The organism is Agromyces sp. NPDC055520 (assembly GCF_053619715.1).
This window is the reverse complement of sequence record NZ_JBSHJY010000086.1, coordinates 1-3,126: the sequence shown is the minus strand read 5'-3', so window position 1 is coordinate 3,126 and position 3,126 is coordinate 1. Positions and strand designations below refer to the sequence as shown.

The following is a 3,126-nucleotide window of genomic DNA, read 5'->3' as shown; positions in this document are numbered from 1 at the left end:
CTCGCTCGGGTAAGGCTTAGGCACAGCAACATCCTTCCAGCCCGCCCCGAAGAGCAAGCCAACTCAGATGTCACCTACTCGTGCAGCAGACCCATACGATCACGCGGTCACACGTAGTCGTCGGGGGCGAACCACCGAACGCCGTCGTCATGGAGGATGAGCTGCGCCCGCACCGCGATGCCTTCGGCCCGGCAGGCCTCGCCGAGTGCACGCGCCCAGGCACGGTCGGCCGGGGTCGATTCGGCGGTGCCGGGTCGCTCCCACACGAACACGAGTTTCGCCGCATCGATCTCTCGGGTGATCATCGCGAGACGGTTCGCGAGGAGCTCGGCCGCCGTTCCGCACTCCGGCGCGGGGTCGTCCGGCGCATCCGGGTAGTCGGCCATCGGCATGACGAGCGGGAACTGCACGTCACGTTCATCGAGGAAGAGGGTCCACCACTGGCGGCGGATCGCGCAGTCGAGCAGGTCGGCCACTCGCGCCTGGAGGTCGTTGTCGGAGGGAACGGGAAGTCGGGTGGCCTCGTCGGCGTCGGGTCGGTTCATGCGGCGATCATGGCCCGGATCGGCGGACCGACACCGCGGGCCATGCGAATCTGTGCACTCCCGACCGGTCACGTCGCCTGTTGAGGAGGAGTCGGCATCCCGAAGCGACCTGAAGCGACCGAAGCGACCTGAAGCGACCGAGGCAACCTGAAGCAACCGAGGCAACCTGAAGCAACCGAGGCGCCGCGCCTACGCCGCACCCGCGGCGGCACGCCCCGACTACCGCCGCATGACCTTGCGTGCGAGCCAGTTGCCGAAGAACTGCAGGCTCTGCACGAGCACGACGATGATCAGCAGCGCCGCCCACGTGATGGCCGGCTCGAACTGCCGATACCCGTAGACGAGGGCGAAGTTGCCGAGGCCGCCGCCGCCGATGAAGCCCGCCATCGCCGTCATGTCGACGATCGCGACGAGGATGAAGGTGTACCCGAGGATCAGCGGACCGAGCGCCTCGGGGATCACGACCGTGCGGAGGATCCGAATCGGCCCGGCACCCATCGCCTTCGCCGCCTCGACGACGCCCGGCGAGACCGTGACGAGGTTCTGTTCGACGATGCGCGAGATCGCGAACGACGATGCGATCGAGAGCGAGAAGATGAGCGCGTCGTTGCCGATGCCGGTGCCGATCACGTATCGGGCGAAGGGTTGCACGGCGGCGATAAAGATGATGAACGGAATCGGCCGGAAGAAGTTGATCACGACGTTCACGACGGTGAACACCGCTCGGTTCGAGAGCAGGCTGCCCGGTCTCGTCGCGTACAGCACGATGCCGAGCAGCAGACCGGCGAAGCCGCCGATGAGCAGCGTGAGCGCCACCATGTAGAGCGTCTCGGCCGACGCCACCCAGAACTCGGAGCCGAGCTCGAACAGGCGGTCCATCACGGCACCTCCGTCACGTCGACCCGGGAGGCGATCTCGGCGAGCACCGAATCCACCGCGGCATCCAGACCCCTGATCGCGAGCGTCAGGTGACCGAATGCGCGCCCCTGGATGTCGTTGATGCCGCCGTAGACGAGTTCGAATTCGACGCCGGCGCTCGCGAGCGCGACGAACACCGCGGCCTGCGACGCGTCGCCGTCGCGGAACGAGATCGTGACGATGCGACCCTCGTGGCGCTCCTGCAGCACGGCGAGCTCTGCGGGCGAGGGGATGCCCTTCACGACCGTGCCGACGAAGCGCTGCGACGACGGGTTCTGCGGGTTCGAGAACACGTCGAAGACCGGGCCGTGCTCGATGACCCGCCCGCCGTCCATGACCGCGACCTTCGTCGCGATCGACTGGATGACGTCCATCTCGTGCGTGATGACGATGATGGTCACCCCGAACTCGCGGTTGACCCGCTTCAGCAGCTCGAGCACCTCCCCGGTCGTCTCGGGGTCGAGCGCACTCGTCGCCTCGTCGGCGAGCAGCAGCCGCGGCGAGGTCGCGAGCGCTCGGGCGATGCCGACGCGCTGCTTCTGCCCGCCCGAGAGCTGGTCGGGGTAGTTCTTCGCCTTGTCGGCGAGTCCCACGAACTCGAGCAGTTCGGCCACGCGCGCCGCGATCTCGGCCTTCGAGGCGCCCGCGACCGTCAGCGGGTAGGCCACGTTCGCCCACACCGTCTTCGAGTTGAAGAGGTTGAACTGCTGGAAGATCATGCCGATGCCGAGCCGGATGCCGCGGAGCTCGCGCTCGGGCATCGTCGTGATCTCACGGCCGTCGAGCTCGATCGACCCCGAGGTCGCGGGCTCGAGCGCGTTCACGAGCCGCACGAGCGTCGACTTTCCGGCGCCCGAGTAGCCGATGATTCCGTACACGTCACCGGGTTCGATCTCGAGGCTCACGTCGTCGATCGCGACGACGGGCGAGCCCCCTTTCTCGGCCGCGGGGTACGTCTTGGTGACGTTGCGCAGGGCGACGAGCGCCATGGTGACTCCCTAGCCCTGGGCGGCCTCGGTGTCGGCTTCGACCTTGGTGAGCGACTTCTCGAGATCGGCGACCGGGGTCTTCAGGGCGACGCCGGTGCCGCCCGACGCCTCGAGCAGACCGGCCTGCACCTCGGGGTCGGTCTGGAAGATCTCGACGAGCTTCTTGAAGGTCTCGTTGTCCTTGTCTTCGGCGCGCGTCGCGAAGATGTTGACGTAGGGCAGTGCGTTGGGGTCGCTCGGGTCGTCTTGCGCGATCGCGTCTTCGAAGGTGAGACCGGCGTCGGCGACGAAGTCGTTGTTGATGACGGCCGCGGCGACGTCGGGCAACGAGGTCGGCGTGAGCGAGGCCTCGAGGGCGGTCACCTTGACCTTCGACGCCGACTCGTCGACGTCGGCGAGGTCGGAGAAGATCGTGCCGCCGCTCTTGAGCTCGATGAGGCCGGCCGACTGCAGCACGAGCAGCGCCCGAGCCTGGTTCGAGGCGTCGTTCGGCACGGCGACGGTCTCGCCCTTCGGGATGTCCTTCACCGAGTCGTACTTGACCGAGTAGAGCCCGAGCGGGTAGATCGCGGTCGAGCCGATCGGCGTGAGGTCTTCGCCGGCCGACACGTTGTAGTCGGCGAGGTAGACGATGTGCTGGAACTGGTTCAGGTCGAGCTCGCCCTCGGTGCTCG

4 protein-coding genes are annotated in these 3,126 nt (G+C 67.4%); all 4 read right to left on the bottom strand.

Annotated features, from left to right (window positions below):
- Positions 1–107 precede the first annotated feature (107 nt).
- The gene (locus ACWGST_RS16960) at positions 108–545 is read right to left on the bottom strand and encodes a hypothetical protein (protein WP_452047841.1); all 438 of its coding nucleotides are present in this window, start codon (positions 543–545) and stop codon (positions 108–110) included.
- Positions 546–764: 219 nt separating this feature from the next.
- Positions 765–1,424 carry a methionine ABC transporter permease gene (locus ACWGST_RS16955; RefSeq protein ID WP_452047840.1) on the bottom strand — a complete coding sequence of 220 codons (660 nt, stop codon included), beginning with the start codon at positions 1,422–1,424 and terminating at the stop codon, positions 765–767.
- Positions 1,424–2,452, bottom strand: a complete 1,029-nt coding sequence (locus tag ACWGST_RS16950) for a methionine ABC transporter ATP-binding protein (protein ID WP_452047839.1) — start codon at positions 2,450–2,452, stop codon at positions 1,424–1,426. Before ACWGST_RS16950 ends, ACWGST_RS16955 begins: the two co-directional genes overlap by 1 nt.
- Before the next feature lie 9 nt (positions 2,453–2,461).
- Positions 2,462–3,126, bottom strand: a 665-nt coding sequence (locus tag ACWGST_RS16945) for a MetQ/NlpA family ABC transporter substrate-binding protein (protein WP_452047838.1), incomplete at its 5' end; no start/stop codon positions are given.

Bases quoted from the DNA above. Each gene is read 5' to 3' on its own strand.
- ACWGST_RS16955 (WP_452047840.1), bottom strand. From the start codon at position 1,424: ATGGACCGCCTGTTCGAGCTCGGCTCCGAGTTCTGGGTGGCGTCGGCC.
- ACWGST_RS16950 (WP_452047839.1), bottom strand. From the start codon at position 2,452: ATGGCGCTCGTCGCCCTGCGCAACGTCACCAAGACGTACCCCGCGGCC.
- ACWGST_RS16960 (WP_452047841.1), bottom strand. From the start codon at position 545: ATGAACCGACCCGACGCCGACGAGGCCACCCGACTTCCCGTTCCCTCC.